Source organism: Bremerella sp. JC817, from assembly GCF_040718835.1.
GTDB lineage: Bacteria > Planctomycetota > Planctomycetia > Pirellulales > Pirellulaceae > Bremerella.
In genome coordinates, this window is record NZ_JBFEFG010000247.1 from 128,188 (window position 1) to 149,655 (window position 21,468).

The 21,468-nt window shown below is 57.5% G+C and carries 15 protein-coding genes; 14 read left to right on the forward strand and 1 reads right to left on the reverse strand.

The window, feature by feature from the left end; genetic code table 11:
• Positions 1-4: 4 nt before the first annotated feature.
• From AB1L30_RS03615 to AB1L30_RS03680, 14 genes are all read left to right on the forward strand, one after another.
• Positions 5-943 (forward strand): ABC transporter ATP-binding protein, encoded by a 939-nt coding sequence (locus AB1L30_RS03615; RefSeq protein ID WP_367012017.1) that lies wholly within the window; start codon positions 5-7, stop codon positions 941-943.
• Positions 940-1,803, forward strand: a complete 864-nt coding sequence (locus tag AB1L30_RS03620) for an ABC transporter permease (RefSeq protein WP_367012019.1) — start codon at positions 940-942, stop codon at positions 1,801-1,803. The genes AB1L30_RS03615 and AB1L30_RS03620 overlap by 4 nt, the downstream gene beginning before the upstream one ends.
• Positions 1,800-2,981 (forward strand): SCO family protein, encoded by a 1,182-nt coding sequence (locus AB1L30_RS03625; RefSeq protein ID WP_367012021.1) that lies wholly within the window; start codon positions 1,800-1,802, stop codon positions 2,979-2,981. Before AB1L30_RS03620 ends, AB1L30_RS03625 begins: the two co-directional genes overlap by 4 nt.
• A gap of 3 nt (positions 2,982-2,984) precedes the next feature.
• Positions 2,985-3,434, forward strand: coding sequence for a DUF420 domain-containing protein (locus AB1L30_RS03630; RefSeq protein WP_345087132.1), 450 nt, complete (start codon positions 2,985-2,987; stop codon positions 3,432-3,434).
• A 24-nt stretch (positions 3,435-3,458) separates the two neighbouring features.
• The gene (locus AB1L30_RS03635) at positions 3,459-3,761 is read left to right on the forward strand and encodes a hypothetical protein (RefSeq protein WP_367012022.1); all 303 of its coding nucleotides are present in this window, start codon (positions 3,459-3,461) and stop codon (positions 3,759-3,761) included.
• Positions 3,762-3,935: 174 nt separating this feature from the next.
• On the forward strand, positions 3,936-6,407 hold the full coding sequence (locus AB1L30_RS03640) for a PQQ-binding-like beta-propeller repeat protein (protein ID WP_367012023.1): 2,472 nt from the start codon (positions 3,936-3,938) through the stop codon (positions 6,405-6,407).
• Between the two features lie 55 nt (positions 6,408-6,462).
• Positions 6,463-7,503 (forward strand): MoxR family ATPase, encoded by a 1,041-nt coding sequence (locus tag AB1L30_RS03645; RefSeq protein WP_367012024.1) that lies wholly within the window; start codon positions 6,463-6,465, stop codon positions 7,501-7,503.
• Positions 7,469-8,362: a DUF58 domain-containing protein gene (locus AB1L30_RS03650; RefSeq protein ID WP_367012026.1), complete on the forward strand. Its 894-nt coding sequence runs from the start codon at positions 7,469-7,471 to the stop codon at positions 8,360-8,362. The genes AB1L30_RS03645 and AB1L30_RS03650 overlap by 35 nt, the downstream gene beginning before the upstream one ends.
• A gap of 31 nt (positions 8,363-8,393) precedes the next feature.
• The gene (locus tag AB1L30_RS03655) at positions 8,394-10,607 is read left to right on the forward strand and encodes a BatA domain-containing protein (RefSeq protein ID WP_367012028.1); all 2,214 of its coding nucleotides are present in this window, start codon (positions 8,394-8,396) and stop codon (positions 10,605-10,607) included.
• Positions 10,604-13,006: a hypothetical protein gene (locus AB1L30_RS03660; protein WP_367012029.1), complete on the forward strand. Its 2,403-nt coding sequence runs from the start codon at positions 10,604-10,606 to the stop codon at positions 13,004-13,006. The genes AB1L30_RS03655 and AB1L30_RS03660 overlap by 4 nt, the downstream gene beginning before the upstream one ends.
• Positions 13,007-13,028: 22 nt before the next feature.
• On the forward strand, positions 13,029-16,823 hold the full coding sequence (locus AB1L30_RS03665) for a hypothetical protein (protein ID WP_367012030.1): 3,795 nt from the start codon (positions 13,029-13,031) through the stop codon (positions 16,821-16,823).
• Entirely contained in the window at positions 16,813-17,748 is a 936-nt protein-coding gene (locus tag AB1L30_RS03670) for a hypothetical protein (protein WP_367012031.1), read from the forward strand. The genes AB1L30_RS03665 and AB1L30_RS03670 overlap by 11 nt, the downstream gene beginning before the upstream one ends.
• A gap of 36 nt (positions 17,749-17,784) precedes the next feature.
• The gene (locus tag AB1L30_RS03675; protein WP_367012032.1) at positions 17,785-18,828 is read left to right on the forward strand and encodes a prenyltransferase/squalene oxidase repeat-containing protein; all 1,044 of its coding nucleotides are present in this window, start codon (positions 17,785-17,787) and stop codon (positions 18,826-18,828) included.
• Between the two features lie 5 nt (positions 18,829-18,833).
• On the forward strand, positions 18,834-20,033 hold the full coding sequence (locus AB1L30_RS03680; RefSeq protein ID WP_367012033.1) for an NPCBM/NEW2 domain-containing protein: 1,200 nt from the start codon (positions 18,834-18,836) through the stop codon (positions 20,031-20,033).
• A gap of 66 nt (positions 20,034-20,099) precedes the next feature.
• Here the strand turns inward: AB1L30_RS03680 and AB1L30_RS03685 are convergent, their stop codons facing one another.
• Complete coding sequence (locus AB1L30_RS03685) at positions 20,100-21,308, reverse strand: 2,3-bisphosphoglycerate-independent phosphoglycerate mutase (protein WP_367012034.1); 1,209 nt, start codon at positions 21,306-21,308, stop codon at positions 20,100-20,102.
• Positions 21,309-21,468 lie beyond the last annotated feature (160 nt).

Genomic DNA, 21,468 nt, shown 5'->3' on the forward strand with positions numbered 1-21,468 from the left:
GCGAATGATCTCTCCCCGCGCCGTATCCATCGAGAACGTTTCCCATCGCTATGGAAAACGGCAGGCACTCGACCAGGTCTCGCTGGCCATCGATCCAGGCGAGATCTTCGTGTTTCTCGGCCCCAACGGCGGTGGCAAGTCGACGTTGTTTCGTCTGCTGTCGACCTTGATGTCGCTGCAGCAGGGCGAGATCAGCATCCTGGGGCATGGCGTTCGCACCCACAAGCAGCAAGTGCGGCAGCAGCTTGGCGTCGTCTTTCAGATGCCGAGCCTCGATAAGAAGCTGACCGTGCTAGAGAACATTCATCAGCAGGCGGCCCTGTACGGCGTGACGGGGCAAACGCTCCACGATCGCACCGAACTGCTGCTAAGCAAGCTGGAACTGGCCGACCGCCGCCATGACATTGTCGAAGATCTTTCGGGCGGGCTACGTCGCCGCGTCGAACTGGCCAAGGGGATGCTGCATTCGCCGAAGGTTCTGCTGCTCGACGAACCAAGTACCGGCCTTGATCCGGCCGCCCGTCAGGCGATGTGGCGATACCTCGAATTCCTTCGTAGCGATCAAGGCGTGACCGTCGTGCTGACTTCGCACTTGCTGGAAGAAGCCGAAAAGGCTGATCGCATTGCGATTCTCGATCAAGGCAAGCTCGTTGCCTTGGATACGCCGGACGCACTCAAAGAATCGATCGGCGGCGACACCATCACGATCCGCACACGGCAACCACAAGGCTTGATCGAGCGGCTTCAAACCGAACTAAATCTGGTCGCGACCGAAGTCAGCGAGTTCGTCCGTCTTGAAACCGAAGATGGGCCTGGGACGATTCGCGCAATCATGCAGGTCGCCAGCGATCAGGTCGACTCCATCACGCTGGCCAAGCCTTCGCTGGAAGATGTTTTCATTCACATGACCGGACGGCAGTTTACCGAAGAGGTGAAACCATGACTTCGGAAGCAATGCCTCATCCTAGCCCTGTGGCCGCGGCGATGTCGCTGTGCCGCCGCGAAATTGTTCGCTTCCTGCGGCAACGCAATCGCATCATCGGAGCGATCGGGCAGCCGATCATTTTCTGGCTGTTGTTCGGCACCGGTCTGTCAGGCGTTTTCAAAGCGTCGGGGCAGGGCGGGGGAGACGAAAGTTTCACCGTCTATTTCTTCCCAGGCACGCTGCTGCTGATCGTGCTGTTCACAGCGATCTTCGCGACGATCTCGATCATTGAAGATCGCAACGAAGGTTTCCTGCAGTCGGTCCTCGTTTCGCCCATACCACGCTGGTCGATGGTCTTAGGGAAAGTGCTTGGCGGTACGATCCTGGCAGTCGGTCAAGCGATGTTGTTTTTGCTGCTCAGCTTCTTCGTCGGCATCACGCTCTCTGTCGGTCAGTTCCTGGCGATCTTTGTGATCCTGGTAGTAGCGGCTGTCGGACTGACGTCGCTCGGGTTCTGGTTGGCCTGGCGGATGGATTCGACGCAAGGCTTTCATGCTGTGATGAATTTGCTGCTGATGCCAATGTGGCTGCTGTCGGGGGCGTTCTTCCCGATTCCGGCCAATGAAGCGATCACCTCGACCGGCCAATGGGTGCTGAGCTGGGTGATGACGCTGAATCCGGTGACGTACGCCCTGGGCGCGATCCGCCGGATTATGCACGCCGAGACTGCTCCGAGTTTTCTCGGTGGCGAAGCGACCGGCGACTATTGGTTGCCTGGCGTGGGGCTGGGCGTAACGATTACCGTGTTGTTTGCTGTTGTGATGTTCGCCTTGGCCTGCCAGGCAGCGAAGAAGACCAGGCGAGGAGATTGGATATGAAACCGGCAACCGGAATTTTTGTGAGTGCGATCCTGTTGATCCTGCTCGGACTCACCATGGTTTGGGCCGCCATGAATCGATCTCCCGGCGGGGGGAACCTTCCAGTCGATGATCACGCAGGCGACGGCGCCACGGTCGAGCTCGATCGCGAGATCCCACCCTTCCAGTTGACTTCGGCGGAAGAAGAAACGTTTGATACGACGTCGCTGGAAGGAGACGTCTGGATCGCCAGCTTCTTCTTCACCACGTGTCCTTCGATCTGCAAAATGCAGAACCAGCAAATCGCGATCCTACAGGAAGAGTTCGCCGACGACGGTTTGAAGTTCGTCAGTATTACCTGTGATCCCGATACCGACACGCCTGAGGTGCTGCGGCAATATGCCGAGTCGTTCCAGGCCGAGCCGGGCGTGTGGACCTTTCTGACCGGCGACATGGAAAAGCTGAAGAAGATCGTCGAAGAGTCGTTTCTGGTGATGTTTGAAACGCAGACGCATAGCGATCGCTTGATGGTGATCGACAAGCAAGGCAAGCTGCGTGGTTCGTTTCGAGCTACTGACGACACCGACTTCCGCCGTTGTCAGAAGATGATCAAAGAACTTCTCGCCGAACCTTACGAAGCGAAAGAAGAGCCAGCCGAGAAAGAGGTCGCTAAGAAGGACGAACCGAAGCAGACGATGGAAAGCTTTCAGCTGAGCGATAGCCTGGACCTGCCGTTCGATTCCAAGTCGCTCAAGGGGGATATCTGGCTGGGAAGTTTCTTCTATACGTCGTGCCCCGGCACGTGCATTCTGCAGAACATGGAGAAGGCCAAGCTGCGAAACGAATTCAAAGATCGTGGTTTGAAGCTCGTCAGCATCACGTGCGACCCTGAAAACGATACCCCTGCGGCACTGGCCGGTTATGCCGAACGCTTTCAAGCCGATCCAAGTCGCTGGTACTTCCTGCGGGGCGAGTTCGACAAGGTCAAGCAAATCGGCGACGAGTTCTTCAACATTGAAGTGGCCGAGCAGTATCACAGCGACCGAGTCTTCCTGGTGAATCGCGAAGGCAAAGTGATTGGTTCTTACCGCACCAGCCAGAAAGATCAGATGGAAGAGCTTCAAAAGAAGCTGGACGAGACGTTGCCCAAAGCCGAGTCCGCAGAACAACCCAGCAGTGACAACGAGAAGAAGGACTAACGCGTGGATCTGGTAACTATCTTGCCGCATGTGAATGCGTCGCTGAATGGTCTCGCCACGCTGCTTTTGGTGCTGGGCTTTATCCTGATCAAGCAGGGAAAGGTCGAAGCGCACAAGTGGACCATGCTCGGTTGCTTTGGCGTCTCGGTCGTCTTCCTGGTGTGCTACCTCGTTTATCACGGCTTGATGCAGGGACACAGCAAGACCTTCCCTGCGTATCCGCCGGCGGCCGTTCGCTATGGATACTATGCGATGCTGCTGACGCACGTCGTGCTGGCAGCCGCGGTGCCATTTCTGGCAGTCATCACGATTTACCTGGGCCTGAAAGATCGCCGCGAAGCGCATCGGAAGTTTGCGAAATGGACCTTTCCCATCTGGCTTTATGTTTCCGTGACCGGGGTGTTGGTGTATCTTTTCCTATATCAGTTCTTTCCTGCCGAAGCGGCTGCCTGATCGATGAACGTATTGCCATCCAAATTGACGAAAGCTTTCGCAGCCGCGGCTTTGTTGGCGGTGTGGGAGATCCCGTCGATAGTTTGGGCCTGTCCGACCTGTAAGGATGGGCTGAGCGACAACTACGTCAGCGCGTATGCCTACAGCATCATGTTCATGATGTCGGTCCCATATCTTCTTTTGGCAGGATTTTTCGCTTACATCGTGGTTGCCTATTTGCGGAAGCCAGCAGCGGAGCGGAAAGAACTGTCTGCCGAGCAATTGACCGAAATCGCGCTGAAAAAGGCAGAGCAAGGAATTCCGACCCAGCCACCTGCTTGGGACTAGTTTTCCGAGCTTTCCAGGGCAGAAGGTGCTTGGTGGGGTCGATCTAATCGTTACTTGTCCCCCTGCTGGCGGTGGTTTCCGAGATACTAGCCCTGCAGTTTGCTTTTCTGGGGGGATGCCGCCTTCTATACTGGATAGACAAATGGCAGCGCCGTCGTCAGGAAAAGCGAGTGCATGATTTTTAGGCCGTGGCTTACATTGCGAACCGCAGGACTGGTTTGGGTCCTTCCCTTATTGCTCCTCGAAGTATCGCAGGCCACGGGGCAGGTTCGCGATTTACTCGCTCGGCCTGAGTTCTCTTTGACGGTCGAATTGCCTGAGACGAAGAACGACACGAACAACCTTCTGTCGCAAGTCGATCAGCAACTTCAACAAGCGAAGTGGCAAGACGCGATCGACACGCTCGAGCGGCTCTCTAGCCGCCACGGCAGCGAATTCATCTCGCAAGGTAAGGACCAGGTCGATCTGGGAAGCGAGTATGTCTATTACGACGAACTGAAAACATATCTGCAGCGCCGCATCGCGGAGTTCTCGCGGCAGACGCCCGAGTTCCTGGCCGCGTATCGCGACCGGATCGATCCGCTTGCCCAGGAAGATCTCGACGCCGCCAAGGCTACCGGCGATCCAGAAGTACTCTCCGCGACCATCAACGACTATTTTCTCAGCAGCCACACTGACGAGGCCTTGCTGGTCTTGGGAGACCTGCTGCTGGAACGAGGACGTTTTAACGAAGCACGCACTGCCTGGGAACGAATCTCACCCCGCTTTCGCACGCCGGAAGATCCGCAGGGCGTCTTGCTGGCCATGGCGGGGCAACCGATGTGGGTCGCCGTCGGTGGTATCGACTGGAAACAGCATCGCGATCACGTCGCAGCACTGCTCAACGAAGCCGCCAGTTCCGCCTCGCTGGCGACCATCCCGGATACGGATGTCGACCCGGCCGCCGTCTGGGCTCGCCTTTGTTTGACCTCGTGGTTGGAAGGTAGCCAGCAGCGGGCCGCCGTGGAACTGGAACTTCTGCAGCAACTGCATCCAGCGGCAGAAGGTTATCTCGGCGGACGCAACACCAACTACGCTCAGTTCCTGGCGAAGCTGATTGAAACGAATCCTGGTTCGACCGCGATTTCACAAAGCAGCGGCTGGCCAACCTTCGCCGGTGCCTACAGCCGAACGGCCAAGGCCACGCAGGAGCGAAAGGTTGCGGAATACGAACCGGCCTGGAGTGTCACGCTCGATGTGCAGTCGCTTTCGCGTGCCCCAGGCAACAATGGCTTCGGCGATGTTCGCACCCTGGAAGGTATTCCTTTGATCGCGGAAGATGGCGACGCGCTGCTGAGTACCTTCCCGGTGGTGATGGGGGATCAGGTCATTGTCGCCGACGAGAACCGCGTTCGGGCCTTTCAGCTTCACAGCGGTTTGCCATCGTTTCCGGTCGCCGGAAATCAGGTCTTCAAACGAAACGATCTCGACTACGGCGCGTTCCTGACGACCGGTCGCCGCGTCGATTTCAATTTCGGGCCCGATCGGATGCGCCGCGGTTCGCCGCTGCGGGGGATGGCGTTGCGATTCCTCCATGCGTTGGGGCCAGCACGCTTCACGCTCTCTTCCGATCAGACGAAGCTGGTCGCGCGGATCGGGACAACAGCGATCGGCGTCCCTTACGTTCAAGCTCAATTCCAAAATCCTGCCGACATGGTCGTGTTTGACATGCGGAAGGAAGGGAAGATCGAGGCCCGCGTCCCGCCGGTAACCGAGCTTTCCGGTCCCTGGTCGTTTGAAGGAACGGCGATCGTGCAAGGCAATCGGCTCTACTGCGGGATGGTCAAGTCTGGCGTCCGCGATGAACTGGCGGTCGGCTGCTTCGACTGGACCACTTCACAGCTCATTTGGCGAAAGAAGATTTGCACCGTGCAGCCTTACGGCAGCGGTCTGGTCGCGGATGGCGAGTTCGGCCATCGCTCGCACAACCTGCTGACCATGGTCGACGGCGTGCTGTACTACAATACCAACAACGGTGTGATCGCCGCGCTCAATGCCGACCGGGGACGGATGCTCTGGCTTACGCGTTACCCGCGGATGGAAATGGTGCCCCGATCACTCGAACGGGCCCATTCTCAGGTGCAACGCAATGTGAACCCATGCATCGTCGAGCGTGGCCTGGTGATTTCGATGCCGCTCGATTGCGAACGACTGTTTGCCCTCGATGCCGCAACCGGCCAACTCGTTTGGCAAACCGTGCCTGGCGGGCTCGATCCGACGCACTTGATTGGTATCTCCGGCGAAGACGTGCTGGTCAGTGGCGAGCAGCTCTTCTGGGTGCATGTCGACTCCGGTCGTATCCGAGCCGAGTTCCCTTCAGTCGATCAAGCCCACCTTGATCGAGGCTTTGGCCGAGGCACCCTGGTTGGGGATCAGGTCTATTGGCCCACACGCGATAAGGTCTATCGACTCGAAACAAAACTGGCCGACGATGGTTCCATTGTTCCAGCGGCCGAACCTATCGACTTAAGTCAATTTGGCGAGGAAGGTGGCAACCTGGTTTACAGCGATGGTCAACTGATTGTTGCTGGGCCGTCGCGGTTGACGGTTTACACACCGGTTGTCGACGACAAGCCTCCGCCAGACGCGTCGCCCTCTCAGGAATGAGAAGCCTGCGACGAGCCAATCCATCCACGATGCACCCTAAACGGATAACCAATCGATGAGTAGCGAAAACGATGCCGCCGCGGCGGCGAGACTGGCAGAGGCTTACGAGCTTCTGCAGCGCGAAGTAGGCCGCGTCATCGTCGGGCAACAGCAGGTTGTCGAACAGCTTCTGATCGCCCTCTTTGCCGGCGGTCATTGTTTGTTGGAAGGGGTACCTGGTCTGGCGAAGACGTTGATGGTGCGTTCGCTGGCCAGTGCGCTGCATCTCGATTTCAATCGCATTCAGTTCACGCCTGACTTGATGCCTTCCGATATTACCGGAACGGAAATCATTCAAGAGAATCGCTCGACTGGTGAACGGGCCTATCGGTTCATTCCAGGGCCGATCTTCAGCAATGTGATCCTGGCGGACGAAATCAACCGTACGCCACCGAAGACGCAAGCGGCCCTGCTCGAATCGATGCAGGAAAAGCAGGTCACCGCCGGTGGCAGCAAGCACGCGTTGCCGCGTCCTTTCTTCGTGCTCGCCACGCAGAACCCAATTGAACAAGAGGGAACCTATCCGCTGCCCGAAGCGCAGTTGGACCGTTTCATGTTCAATGTGCGGATCGACTACCCTTCCGAAATGGAAGAGTTGGAGATCGTCAAACGGACGACGGCCGACATCAATACCGAGATCTCGCCACTGTTGACCGGTGACGAAATCCTGGAGCTTTCGCAGGTGGTTCGCCGCGTGCCGGTCGCCGATCCGGTGGCCCAGTATGCGATTCGCCTGGTGCGGATGACGCGTCGCGGGAACGATGTCCCCTCGAAGATGGAACCTTATATCCAATGGGGAGCCGGTCCGCGTGCCAGCCAGTTTCTGGTGCTCGGGGCGAAGGCTCGAGCCATTTTGCATGGTCGCCAGTTCGCGACGACCGACGACGTGAAAGCGGTAGCGTTGCCGGTTCTGCGACATCGTATCCGAACTAGTTTCAATGCCGATGCGGAAGGTATCACGACCGACCACGTCGTGCAGCAGCTTCTCGATCACTTGCCCACCACCGTAGAGGACCGCCAATTTGTCGACGCTTTTAGATCCTCAGACGCTGGCTAAAGTCCAGGGCCTGCGGTTGCGGGCCAAGCATATTGTGGAAGGGTTGATCGCCGGTTCGCATCGTAGCCCGCATCGAGGGTTTTCGATCGAATTCGCCGAGCATCGCGACTACGCGCCCGGGGACGATCTGCGCTACCTCGACTGGAAAGTGCTCGGCCGCACCGACAAGTATTACATCAAGCAGTTCGAAGACGAAACGAATTTGATCTGCAACCTGGTGGTCGATATCAGCGAAAGCATGCGCTACCGCGGTCCTGATGCGGCGATGTCGAAGCTGGAATACGCCCAGGCATTGGCCGCGACATTTGCCTGGCTGATTCTGCAGCAACAAGATGCAGTCGGCCTGGTGACGTTCGATCAGCAGGTGCGATCGCTGGTTCCACCTAGCGGCAGCCCGGTGCAATTGCAGCAAGTCATCGACGTGCTGCAGTCGGTCGAATCGAAAGAGAAAACCGAGATCGGTCCGCTATTGCACGAGCTTTCCGGACGGTTGAACCGCCGTGGTTTGGTGATTGTGCTGAGCGATTTCTTTGACGATGTCGACTCGATCATGGCAGGCCTCAAACACCTCCGTTTCCGCAAACACGACATCATTTTGATGCATGTGCTCGACCCGGCCGAACTCGATTTTCCGTTCGATCGTCCCACGATGTTTCATGGCCTCGAACAGTTCCCGGAACTGCTGGCCGACCCGATCTCGGTCCGCAAAGCGTACCGCCAAGAGATTGATTCGTTTGTGAACGATCTGCGAAGCCAGACGTTGGCGAACCAGATGGACTATGCCCAGGTCCGAACCGACATGCCGTTCGATGCGGTCCTGCGGAATTACTTGAACCACCGCAACGCCCGTTTAGTTTAGAACGGCGCTAGCCAGGAACAGTTTTAACCTAGTGAATCCTTTTGCGTTTTCCAGTGCGACGATGCTCCTGTGGGGGTTGGCTGCCGTAGCGCCGATTCTCATTCATCTGTGGAATCGTCGTCGCTACCGTGAAACCGACTGGGCCGCGATGAAGTTCCTGCTGGCCGCGATGAAGAAGAATCGCCGCCGCATTCAGGTCGAGCATCTGCTTCTGCTGCTGGTACGTTGTGCGATCCTGCTCTTCTTCGCGATCGCTTTGGCCGACATGTCGTGCGTCGGCGGCTCAGGAATTGCCGGTTTCGGCGGACCAGGTTCGGCAACGCATACCGTGCTGGTGATCGACCAGTCTTACAGCATGGCGTACGGCGAAGATGGTCAGACGCGGCTCGATCGGGCAAAAGAATTGGCCCGGCAACTGGTCAACGAAGCAAGCGAAGGTGACGGGTTCACGCTGATCACCATGGGGCGAACGGCTCGAGGCGTGATCTCGGAACCGGCTTTCGACCCAGGCGATGTCCTGCGCGAAATCGATCAGATCGATATCGACCCTGGCGTTGCTGTGCTTGATCTGACTCTGGCCGAAATTGAAGGTGTGCTGCGTGTCGCTGCCCGAGACTTCCCACGCCTGCGACGATCTCAGGTTTGTATCCTGACCGACTACGGTGACGTGACCTGGAAAGATGCGGCGTCGCAGTCGAGCGAACAACTGCTGACGAAGATTCAGGAACTCGCCGTGATGCGAACCCTCGACGTCGGTCAGCCCCAAACGACCAACAGTGCGATCGTCGGTGCGGAACAAGTCACGCCTTATCTCACGCCGAATCAGCCAGCTCGGTTCCGAGTCGATATTACCTGCGACAATGCCTCACAGTTGCCAAGCCAAGTCTTGCAGATGATGGTCGATGGTCGGCTCGTCTCGCAGAAGATGGTTCCTTTTGTCGACAACCAGATCGTATCGGTCGAGATGAACACCGTCTTCACCCAGCCAGGGACGCACGCCATTGAGTTTCGCCTGGAAGACGACCTGTTGAAGGTCGACAATCACCGCTACGTCGTTGTCGAAGTGAAGCCGCAGCTACGTGTGCTTTGCCTGGCAAGCGATGTTCCTTCGCTCAAGTTCTTGAAGCTGGCTCTCGATCCTTCCGGTGAAATCGATTCGGCGATCAAGGTCGAGACAATGAATGCCTCGGCACTGCTCGATATCGACCTGCTGGCCTATGATGCGGTCTACCTGTCGAATGTACCGCAAATTGCTCCCGACGAGGCAGCCGTCTTGCGAGGCTACGTAGAACGTGGGGGCGGGCTGGTGATCTTCCTCGGCGATAAAGTTCGGGCCGACAGTTACAACGCCGCTTTCCGGCCAACTGGCGAGAATCCTGCTCCGCTGCTCGGCGTGCATCTCGATCAGCCATCGAAGCGGGGCGAATATTTCCTCGACCCACGCCAGTACGAAAGTCCAATTCTCGAGCCATTCCGCGGCCAGCAGGCCGGTGGTTTGTTGACGACTCCGGTCTGGAATTACTTCCAGGTCACTCTGCCAGAAGGCTCGTCGGCGAAGGCCGATTTGTGGTTTGGCAGCGGCGATCCGGCGATCGTTTCAGGGCAATACCATCCTGCGCTGAAGGATGAGGACGTCGTCTCCAGACTCGGAGGCAACGTGCTGCTGTTCTGTCTGCCGGCCAGCACCGACAGCGTTGACCGTTCGCTCGATCCGCCTGAAGCGTGGACCGTATTTCCGACCTGGCCGAGCTTCCCACCGCTGGTGCAAGAGTCACTTGCCATGGCGGTCGCCTCGCAGTTCGATCGCCGCAATCGCCAACTGGGCGAAGTGTTTGAAGGGATTGTCGAAGGTAACTTGGGGGCGACCTTGATCGAAGTGACATTGCCTGATGATCAGTCGAGCCGTATCGAAGCCGTTGCCCGCGACGACCGTTTATTCTGGGCGTTTGATCGAACCGATCAGGTCGGCATTTATCGCTCGAAGTCTCTGTCGGACGGAGCGACCTCGCAGGTCGAGTTTGCTGTGAATCCCGATCCACGGGAAAGCGATCTGACGCGCGTTGCCATGGAGAACGTGCCACCTGGCTTGCAGCCTGGCGAGCATGGAGCAGACGTGGCAGGCGGAAGTCCGGTGGTCGCGGCTGCGTCGTCGATCGATCTGTTTCGCTACGCGTTGATTCTGGTGCTTGGTCTTTTGTTCTTTGAAAGTTTTCTGGCCTTTCGATTTGGGGCCGCCGCACGATGAATGACGCATGGCGACAATTCGTTCGGTGGACCCTGGCCGATGAGAGCCCGGTAACCGATGCCACGATGGAAGTGACCTTGCAGTGGGCGCCTCCGTGGGCGGCATGGGTGACGCTGCTGATTGTGATCGCGGCGGTGTTATTCTTTGGCTCGATCTATCGTCGAGAAAACCGTCAGCGAGCGATCCCCAAATGGGCGTTCCTGTTGGCTGGCCGCCTGACGCTGATCGGGATCGTACTGTTCATGCTCTATGGACTTCAGCAGCAGCCGTTCCAGACCGACGCACCTGACCTGGTCATCGCGATCGACGACACGCAAAGCATGTCGCATCAAGATAGCTTTGCGGAAGGGGAAGAGTCGTTGATTCGCTCGCGCGTTGAAGCGGCGAACCTGGGCGAGCCGACTCGTTGGAACCAGGCCCGGACCGTGCTGCTGGAAGAGAACGAGTCACTGCTCAAGAAGCTTCGCGAACGGTATAACGTTCGATCGTATTGGCTGGGAGACTCCGGCCGAGCACTGACCGTTCCGGACGATCAGTTCGGCGATGCCCTCCGAACGTCGACACCTTCCGGCGAAGTGAGTCGACTGGGAACGAGCCTTTCACAAATTCTGGAACAACAGCGTGGCCGACCGACAGCTGCGGTCGTGCTACTTTCCGACGGCGTAACGATCGAAGGGCCTAGCCTTTCCGAAGGAGCCCAACAGGCAGCACTGCGTGGCATTCCAGTCTTCCCGATCGGAATCGGTAGCCAGCAGCTTTCGCGGGAGCTTCGCCTCGAAGAAGTCGTTGTCGATCCGGTCGCCTTTGTGGGCGATACACTAACCTTCACGATTCGTCTTTCCGCCCAAGGGATGGAAGGGGAATCGGTTCGTTTGTCGGTTGCCGATCGTGACAATCCAAGTGTCGTTCTGAATGAGTTTGAACTGACTCTTCCCACAGAACGCGTGACCCGCGAAGTTCGGTTGCAGTTCCGGCCAGACAAGATTGGCGACTTTCACTATGTCGTGAAGGTCGATACGGCCAGCGGCGATATGACCGGCGAAGAGACTTCGGTCACGCGAAAGGTGAAGGTGCTCGATGCAACGATTCGCGTTCTCTATGTCCAGGCCTATCCCCGCTTTCAGTTTCGTTATTTGAAGATGCTGCTCGAGCGGCAGTTAAAACGGAATGAGGGCCTGTCGGAACCAGAACGTGCCTTCGACCTGACCACCATCCTGCAAGATGCCGACCAGTCGTATGCCGATCAGGACGAGACTGCTGAAGTTGCTTTCCCAGCGACGCGTGATCAGTTGTTCTCTTACGATGTGGTGATCGTCGGAGATGTGAACTCGGCGTTCCTCAGTCGCGAGCAACTGCAAAACCTGCGCGACTTCGTCGAAGTCAAAGGGGGCGGGCTGATCTTTGTCGGCGGCCAATACTTCCTGCCATGGGATTACCGCGCAACGCCGATCGATGCGTTGTTTCCGTTCGCTTTGGATGACGTGCCTCGTACTGATACCGACCAGTCCTACCCCGATCCACTGCGTGCCGAGCTTTCGGAACTGGGGCTCAATACGCTTCCACTGCAAGTTGCCCAGACCCCTGCGGAGTCGATCGCAGCGTGGCAAGGCATGGATCAGGTCTATTGGAACGTACCGATTCAGCGGCTCAAGCCAGGGGCGCAAACGTTGGCTCAGGTCACCCGCCCTGATGGCGAACGACAGCCGCTTCTCACGCAGCAGTTCATCGGTCGCGGCAAGGTGATGTTCCTGGGAAGCGATGACCTGTGGCGATGGGATTATCACGACGAGTTCTGGATGCAGACGATTCGCTATTTGGCTCGATCGAGCTTGTTGGGATCGGATGGCTCGGTCGAAATCACGGTCGATCGTTCGACCTATCGCACCGGTGAGTCGGCCACCGCTCGCGTTCGTTTCTTTGACGAAGGTCAGGCCCCGCCTGCCGACGACGGCGTTCAGTTGACGCTCGAAAAGCCGGACGGCCGCACACGGACGATCACGATGTCGCGCGTCGCCGGAAATCGAGACCTGTTCGAGGCAACCATTCCAGGCCTGACCGCCGGTGACCATCGGCTGTGGATCGTTCAACCGTTGCTGCGGGGCGAATCAGGCGAAACCGAACCACCCTCGACCCTGTTTTCGGTCGAACCCGTCGCAGGCGAAATGACGCGGCTAGATATGGACTTAGACGAACTTCGCCAGACTGCCTCGTCGACGAGGGGCCAGTATTTCTCGTTCCTCGACTCGGGGAAGCTATTAGATGTCCTCCCGCGGGGGAGGCAGGTCCGGATTCAGACTTTGCCGCCCGAGCCGCTGTGGAATTCCTGGAAACTTGCCCTGTTGTTCGTCACACTATTAATTGGAGAGTGGGTCCTGCGAAAACGCATGGGTCTGCTCTAGTTTGTCCCGAAGGAAATGACGGATGGCTTCCGAAACCTCTAAATCCAATGCGTCCACTGGCGACCACATTGTGGTACGTCGCGTGGAAGAAGCTCGCCGAGGGGCGATGCGTCGCGTTCGCGTGCGCGGGACGGCATGGGCAGTGGTGGCGGCGGTGGCCTTCCTGTTGGGAATGGCGTTGTTCGATTACCTGCTTCGCCAGGACGACATTGGCACACGCTGGTTCCTCTCGCTGATCACGTTCGGCGGTGTCTTATTCTGCGGATACTTTTGGCTACTGCCGGCCTGGCGTTGGGCTCCTTCGCTGCAGCAGATTGCTCAGCGGATAGAGCAGTTCTTTCCAGAGATGCGCGATCGAATTTCGAGTGCGCTCTTCTTTCTGGGTCAGGACGAAAAAGACGCCTCGGGCAGCTCGACCTATTTTCGCCATAAGCAAATTAACGAGACGGCGGCCACGCTGACCTATACCGATTTGTCCGTCGCCTTGAACCGCAACCTGGCGACCCGGGCTGTCTACGCAACGATCGGCATGACCTTAGTGTTGCTGTCGGTGATGTTCTTTTCGCCGCAGCAGTTAACGACGGCGGTCGCTCGACTGGCGATGCCATGGAAGACAATCGAATGGCCGCGGCATAACAATCTGGCCTTGGTCGATCCTCCGCTGGTCGTGCCGATGGGTGGCCGAGCTACCATCATGGTCGAAGACATCAATGGCCGAATGCCGGAACAGTTAGAGCTTCAGGTCCGTTACCAGCCGGACGAACGCCCGATGGTTCACCCGATGCAACTCGACCTGGAAAGCAACCAGATGGTTTACCAACTGGATGGCATCCAACGGCCGTTCGAGTTCCGTGTCGAAGGGGGCGACGACGACACGATGGCCTGGTATTCGGTCGATGTGGTCAAGCCACCGAAGTTCACCGATATCCAAGTCACGCTGGTGCCGCCGGAGTACACTCGTTGGCTGCCAAGCGAATCGCCACGTTCCATCATCGCCTTGGCAGGAACCTCGCTTCAGCTTCGCGGAAAGGTTGATCAAACCATCACCCAGGCGGAGTTCGTCTTCGACGCTGCCGGCGAAACGCAGGCATTCCCCTTGGTGATCGGCGAAGATGGCAAGAGCTTTTCGACGCCGCCCGGTTCGGAAAGCGAACCTGTCGTTGGTCCGGTTCTGGAAAAGAGTGGCAACTATTGGATCGAAGTCACGGTCGATTCAGGCCTCAAGAAAGGGGAAGGGCAACGCTTTCCCGTTCGCGTCATTCCTGACAAAACGCCGATCGTCTCGTGGATCGCTCCTGATCGCAACCTTTCGCTCACCGCGTCGGCGATGCTCGATCTGTCGGCAGGCGTTCGTGACGATTTGCGAACCGAGAATGTGAAGCTGGCGGTGACCCGTCCCGCCGATGCCACCGTGCTGGTCGACGAGTCCGTCTACATAGGCCCGGAAGAGATCCCGTTTGAAACGGCCCCAAGCAACCTGGCGATGGGGCAGGGCGAAGATCTGGAGATCGTCTATTCGCTCGACTTTGCAAAGCTGGATGGACTGGTCCCAGGTACCGTGCTCGAGCTGATCGTTTCGGCGAGCGACTATCGTCCGCAGTCTGGCAAAAGCCTGCCACGCGTGATCACGATCATTTCGGATGAACAACTCGACCAACGCGTCAATCGTCAACAACGCGACATCATCTCGAAGATCGCCGATGCTCGGCGTTTGCAGCAAGACGCGCGCCAGCAGACACGTAGTGTCGAGATTCAACTGAACGAAGGCTCCAAGCTTGGCCCGGCAGAGATGGCGAATCTGCAGAACGGTGAGCAGAACCAGAAGAACGTTCGCGACAAGCTGGTCGGCGGTAAAGAAAGTGCCTTGGCCAAGATCGATCAATTGCTCAACGAGCTGAAGCAGAATCGGAAGCCTGATCACGATGCGACCGAAATGTTGGAGGACCTGAAGCAGAAGATCGAAGGGATCGCCAATCAGGAACTCACGCCGATCGAAAACGAGATGACGCAGCTTCGTCGTCAAACGGCTCAAGCGGGCCAAACCTCGTCGCCAAACGGCGAAGGCGAACCTTCTGGCGAACAACCGGATCAGCCGAAGGAAGAAGGTGCCACCGAACCAGACGCGGGCCAGCCGGGCGAGAAGGGGGCTAACGAACAACAGCAGCAGACTCAAGAGAAGCTCAAGGAAGTGGGCGAGCGACAAGAGAACGTTGCGGGGCAACTGCAAGACTGGCAAAACGATTTGAACAAGTGGGATACGTTCCGCCGTTTCGCGATGGATGTTCGGGAACTGGCCAGTCGCCAGGAAGATCTTTCGCGAGCTGTTGACGAGAAACAGGCCGATATGATCGGCAAAGATGTCGAGCGGATGACCCCTGATGAACGTGCCGACCTGAAGCAAATGGCCGAACAGCAAACCGGCCTCGCAGGCGAACTAGATCAGATCCAGTCTCGCATGCGAGATATGCTGCAGAACAAACCAGACAGCGAAGATGTCTCGAACACGCTGAAAGATGCCATCGCCGAAAATCGTGACTCGGCCGTTTCACAGCGAATGCGACAAGCAGGCCAGCGGATCGAACAAAACAAATTGTCTTCCGCCAAGGACTCGCAAGACCAGGTCCAGAAATCGCTGGAAGATGTGCTCGACACGCTGCAAAACCGTCGCGAGATCGACAAAAAGGAGCTGAAGCGCAAGCTCGATGAAGCGAAGCAGGAACTGGAAGAGCTTCAAGAGCAGCAAAAGGAATTAAAGCAGAAAGCGACTGAAGCCAAGAACCAGGCCGATCGCAACGATGCTTCACCGATGGGCCAGCAATCGCGTCAGAAACAACTCGAGCGTCTGAAGGAACAAGCCCAACAGATGCAGCAGCAGGCCGAACGCCTGGCACGCAAGCTGGAACGGCTCTCGGCGCGGAAAGCTGCCGAGAAGGTTCGCGATGCGGCCGAGCGTTTGGAAGAGGCAGCCAAGAATGCTCAGAACATGGATCCTGAACAGCTGCAGGAAGAGATCGATCAGGCCCAACAAGATTTGGAAGATGCGCAACAGGAATTGGAAGAGCAGCAAGAGCAAGTCGAGCAAGACCTGGCCGACGAACAAGCGGCCAAGCTAAAGCAGTCGATCGATCAGTTGATCATCCGTCAGACGCGCATTCGTGACGAATTGACTCGCTTGGAAAAAGCCCAGTCGGTCGACGGTCAACTTACGCCGGCTCAGCAGCAAACGATTCTGGGACTGTCGCTTGAACAAGCGGCGATCACCGACGAGATTCGTTCGTTCGCCGAAGCGATTGCCAAAGCGGAGGTGTATCACCTCTCGCTGCTGCTCACCGCCGAGGTGACGACTGATCTGGCCCGGATCTTGGACACCAGCAAGGTCGACCGTCAGGCCTTGGCTCTGGCAGACGAAGCGGTCGAGCGGCTGGAACAACTGGTCGCTGCGATGGAAGAAGAGCAGAAGCAAAAGCAGGGCGAGCAGCAACAACAACAGAATCAGGATCAACAAGATCATGCTCAGCAGAATCAGCAGCAGCAACAAGGAAGCCAGGATGGTATTAGCCAGACGGCCCAGTTGCGTTTATTGAAGCTGATGCAGCAGTCGCTCAAAGGGCGCACTGAAAAAGCCGGGAAACGCATGGCCGAGAATCCGAACGCCAACGATCAGGCCGAACTGGCTCGCTTGGCGTCGGAGCAGGGACGTCTTTCCGAGATGACGCTGAACCTGATCAAGAACACGGAAGAAGAAATGTTCGACCCGGACAGTCTGCCCGATCTCGAACAGACCGTTCCTGGAGAGGAGGAAGGCAATGAACCTTAAGTTTCCATTCGCCTATGGTTTCGTCGTACTAGGTCTAGTGCTGGGGGGCTGGTGTATTCCGGTCTCGGCCCAGGATGCCAGCGACGAAGATCCTGCGATGTCTTCGCTGGACGAAGAACTTTTCAACGATCTGGGAAGCGACTTGTTCGGCGATCTCGATTTGCCTGCCGAAGCGAAGGAAGCTCCAGAAATGGAGAAGCCGGCGACCGACGACGAAGGCAAGCCGAAAGAGACTTCCAACGATGAAAATGCAGGCCCACGCGGCATGGGGATCGAGCGCACCGATCAGATGGTTCAAGAAGACCCGCTGACCAAAATCGGCGGTTTGATGCGCGAAGTTCAGAAACGGATCTCCGGCGGTCAGGCCGAGTCGCAAACGGTTGCGATGCAGCAGAAGATTATCGAAGAGATCGAAAAACTGCTGGAGCAACAGGATCAGCAAAACAACCAGAACCAATCCAACAGCAATTCGCAAAATCAGAATCAGAATCAAAACCAAGATCAACAACAGAATCAGCAGCAAAGCCAGTCGGGCGGCCAGCAGCAAAACCAACAGCAACAGCAGGGTGGCCAACAACAGCAACAACAAGGACAGCAGCAAGGTCAACAACAGGGCCAACAGGAAGGGCAGCAGCAGTCGATGCAGGAAGGGCAAACCGGTGGCGAGCCGCAGCCAAGTGAAGGTAATGGTGAGCCAGGTGAGGAAGAAAGCAACGATTCCAGCAACAGCACCGATAACCTCCGCGATCGCAAGGTGATGCCGATCTCGCCGGAAGAACAAGACGCCCTGGTCAAGAAGGCGTGGGGTAACTTGCCGACCCATTTGCGAAAACAGATCTCGAACAGTTCGATGGAACGGTTCCTGCCGAAGTACGAACGGCTGACTCAGGAATATTTCCGCAAGCTGGCGGAACTTGAGGAGTAAGCCAACGCGACCATGGATCATTATTCACGCAGAACGATGTTGAAGTCCGCCCTGGCTGCTGCTGGCACCGGGAGCATTGGTTCAATGCTCGCCGCCCAGGAATGGCGTGGCACTTCGCGGCGTGCTTCCAGTGGACTCATCACGCCCGACATTCAATTGAGCATCAACCAAGGTCTGCAGTACTTGGCGGAACGGCAGACGACGCAAGGGCAGCAGCGCGGCGCGTTCGGTTCCGATGGCTATCGTGCCAACACGGCGGTAGTCGGGCTGGCCGGTCTCGCCTTCATGGCATCGGGCAGTTCGCCCAATCGCGGACCGTACGGGGCCAATATTTCTGCATGCCTCGATTACCTGCTGGCCAATACGCAAAGCGGTGGCTTTGTCGCCCTGCCCAATGCCCGAACGCATGGTCCGATGTATGGCCATGGTTTCGCGACGTTGTTCCTGGCGGAGGTCTACGGCATGACCGGCGTGCCGGAACTTCGCGATACGGTTCGAGCGGCGATCAAGCTGATTGTCGATACGCAGAATGCCGACGGCGGTTGGCGTTACCAGCCGGTCCGAAGTGAAGCCGATATTTCGGTCACGGTCTGCCAGATGATGGCTCTACGAGCAGCACGTAACGCGGGCATCTTCGTACCGAACGAAACGGTCGATCGCTGTGTCGACTATGTCACCCGCAGCCAGAATCCAGATGGTGGTTTCAGCTACATGCTGACCGGCGGACCGAGTGCCTTCCCACGTTCGGCCGCAGGCGTGGTCGCTCTTTACAGTGCCGGTTTGTACGAAGGAGAGATCATCGAGCGAGCCCTGAAGTACCTCGATGACAACCTGCCGCAGGAAAGTACCTTCCGCGGCAATAATCACTTCTTCTATGGCCAGTACTACGCGGCCCAGGCCTTCTGGCATGTCGGCTCGCAACGGTGGGAACGCTATTACCGAATGATCCGCGAGGTCCTGCAAGATCGACAGACGGCCCAAGGTTTCTGGACCGACTTTATCTGTCCTGAATATGGGACGGCGATGGCGTGTATCGTGCTGCAACTTCCCAACAACTATCTTCCGATCTTCCAAAAATGATGCTGGTGATTGTTCGCACAATGTTGTGGTGCTGTCTGGTATTGGCGGCTTCGGTATGCCATGCCCAGTCGGTCGTCACTGGACCACTGGTCTCTATCGGAAAGCCAACGACCAACGTCGCCATCCGCGAGATCGCCGATCTTGAACATTGGACCGGCGAGTCGACGATCGAGGTCGGCCAGGTCGTCCGCTTTGGCAATCCCGAACTGATCGAAGATGACGGCGTGGTGTTGTTTGACGATGGCACCCGGATCGTTGCGAAGGAATTGCACACGCAAGGCAACTCGCTGCATGGCTACACTCGGCTGTGGGACGAAATCACTTTACCGCTCCGGCCGTTGCGAGGCATCTTGTTGCGGGCTCATCCTGAAGTCGATCAAACCCAACTGGCACTCGATCGGATTCAAGCCTACGACGGCACTCGGGATCGGTTGGCTCTGATCAACGGCGATCATGTCGAAGGGACCTTTCGCCGGCTGACCGCGCTGGATGTCGAGTTTCAAGTCGGCAAGAAACTGCTGACCTTAGAGCGAAACCGCGTTGGCGAGATCCTATTCGCGAAGACGGCGGGCAATCTTCCGCCGCCAGGGCAGGGAGTCTGGGTCGGTCTACGCGATGGCTCGCTGCTGCTGGCCAATCAAATCAAGCTGCACGACGAACGATTGCAAGTTCGCTTGCCCAGCGGCGTCTCGCTGAAGTCATCGGTGCTTGAAAACGCCTACATGTTCGTGACCTATCTTCGTCCTGTCGGAACTGGCGTGCGATATCTAAGCGATCTCGAAGCGATTGGGTTCAAGAATCTTGGATTCCTCAGTACCCAGTGGGATTACAAGAAGGACCGCAACGTCCAAGGGGGAACGCTGAAGTCGGATCGCTATGTCAGCCAGAAAGGGATTGGCATGCATGCGACATCGCGGTTGGCGTACAAGGTCGATCCAGGCGATGCCCGGTTCAAAGCGAAGGTGGGCATCGACGACGATACCAAGGGGGCTGGCAGTGTGGTCTTCAAGGTCTACACCAGTCAGACCGGCAAAGATTGGAAGGTCGCTTACGAAAGCCCGATCGTCCGCGGAGGCGAGGCTCCGAAAGACGTCGATGTTTCGGTGAAGGGTATGAAGGGCATCGCCCTGGTCGTCGAGTTCGCCGACGGTGCCGACGTGCTCGATCATGCCAACTGGCTGGATGCTCGCTTCGAGCCTGAGTAAGGGCACGAAAAAAGGGACGAGGTGTTCCCCGTCCCTTTCTTGGATTGGCTGGCGGTTGCGAATTGCTTACGCGCCGTACTTCTGCAGACGACCGGCGTTGGCCATGGCCAGGGTCATCAGGTATTGAGCTTCGAAGTGTCCCAGGCCGCCACGAGCTGTGGTCGATTCGCCGAAGGTGGTGTGACCATCAGGACGGCAGCAGTTCGAGTACAGCATGGTCGGAACTGGATGCCAGCTATGGCTTGCCAGGAACGATGGGGTGCTGTGGTCGCCGGTGACGATCAGGACGTCTGGGTTCAGAGCCAGGATCTTAGGAATCTGGGCATCGAACTCTTCGGTGCGTTTGACCTTGGCGTCGAAATCGCCATCTTCACCGCTCGAGTCGGTGTACTTGAAGTGGATGAAGAAGAAGTCGTACTCTTCCCAGTGCTGCTTCAGCACTTCCAGTTCGTCGTCCAGCGATTGAGCGTTGCCCAGGATGTCCATGCCGACCAGGCTCGCCAGACCCTTGTACATTGGGTAGACAGCGATGGCCCCCGCCTTCAGGCCGTAGACTTCTTCGTAGGTTGGAATCGAAGGCTTGGCCGAGAAGCCACGCATGGTCAGGCAGTTCGCCTTCTTTTCGTCCTTCAGCATCTTCTTCGCTTCTTCGAAGAACTGCTTGGCGATGGCAGCCGTCTTCTGGCTGGATTCGTCGGCACCGACTGGATCCAGCGGCAGAACGCCGGTCGCCTGTGGGTCGGTGTCGGCAACGTTGCCCCCCAGACCGTCGCCCCCGCGGAAGACGACCACGAAGCGGTGTTCCTTCACTGGCTTCACGATCACTTCGACACCGGGGATCTTGATGGCGTTGAGGCTTTCGGCCAGCGGAGCGCTCTCTTCGGTCGGGATACGACCGGCGCGGCGATCGGTGATCTTGCCGTCGGCATCGACAGTGCAGAAGTTACAGCGAACGGCCACGTCGCCATCTTGCAGTGGCAGACCGATGCCGGTGGCTTCCAAGGCACCACGACCGATCAGGTACTTCAGTGGGTCGTAACCGAACAGGCCCAAGTGACCAGGGCCACTACCGGGACTGATGCCTGGCTTCACAGGGATGCTGGCGCCCTGCACGCTTTTCGCGGCGAGTGCATCGAGATTGGGCGTTTGGGCAGCTTCCAGTTCGGTCTTGCCGCCTGGCTCGTGAGGCAGCCCACCCAGGCCATCGCCAACAAACATGACGATCTTGGTGTTGTTCTTCGACTTCAGGCTGCGAACCAGATCAATTTGGTCCATGGCGTTGCTCTCTCTGGAATCTTTTCAGGTGATGGGTGGGTAAAGTGCAATGATTTGTATGTGGTCAATTATCAGCTTTTTCAGCCATTTCACAACCACGTAGGCGGGTAGGTAAAAAGCCACTAAAGCTTAACAAGGTTGGGACTTGGCATCCTTAAGT